Here is a 580-nt window from a genome sequence, read left to right as displayed (position 1 = left end):
GCTTCATAGTCGGTGGCAGGCGCAACCTCGTTTTCATTGGGGCAGTTCGGAGTCACGGGGTGCTCCCACGTCGGTGGTTGGAGGTGGCCACGAGCATGACGGTGCGACGCCATGCGGCTTCTTCCGCCTCTCGGTTGGCCTTCCGCTGAAGGTCCCACTGCTGGAGCTTGGCGCGTGCTCCGTCCAACCCTCGAAGCGCCTCGCCCCAGACGTCGCGGGAGGGCTCCAGCTTGCCGAGCGCATCGAGTGAGCGCTGGGCGATGGCAAGCAGGCTCTCCGAGCTTTCATCTGGCGCGGCAACCCGGGCCAACATCTCCGTCAATCGGTTGATGCCAAGGTGGCGCTGCCCATCGAGCATGAGGACTTCGCCTGCGTCCATCTGCGCGATGGCCTGGCAGTAGTCCTTCCGCCTGAAGCGGCGCAGTCGTTTCCGAATGGCCTGGAGGTCCACGGGCACCGCCCCGGTGACATGCTGCTCGTTGGGACGTTCGACGTAACGCGCGAAGGGTTGGCGCAGGAGGGGACCAAACAGCGCCTCCACGTCGAGCGGCTGGCCTCGGTGGTGCTCGGGGGCGCGGCG

The 580-nt window shown here is 66.7% G+C and carries 1 protein-coding gene; it reads right to left on the bottom strand.

All coding sequences use genetic code 11. The annotated features are described in order from the left end of the window. Positions 1 to 52: 52 nt before the first annotated feature. Positions 53 to 580, bottom strand: a 528-nt coding sequence (locus FJV41_RS53015; RefSeq protein ID WP_181791543.1) for a hypothetical protein, incomplete at its 5' end; no start/stop codon positions are given.

Source organism: Myxococcus llanfairpwllgwyngyllgogerychwyrndrobwllllantysiliogogogochensis, assembly GCF_006636215.1.
GTDB lineage: Bacteria > Myxococcota > Myxococcia > Myxococcales > Myxococcaceae > Myxococcus > Myxococcus llanfairpwllgwyngyllgogerychwyrndrobwllllantysiliogogogochensis.
The sequence above is the reverse complement of the archived record's forward strand: the minus strand, read 5'-3'. Positions and strand labels throughout refer to the sequence as shown.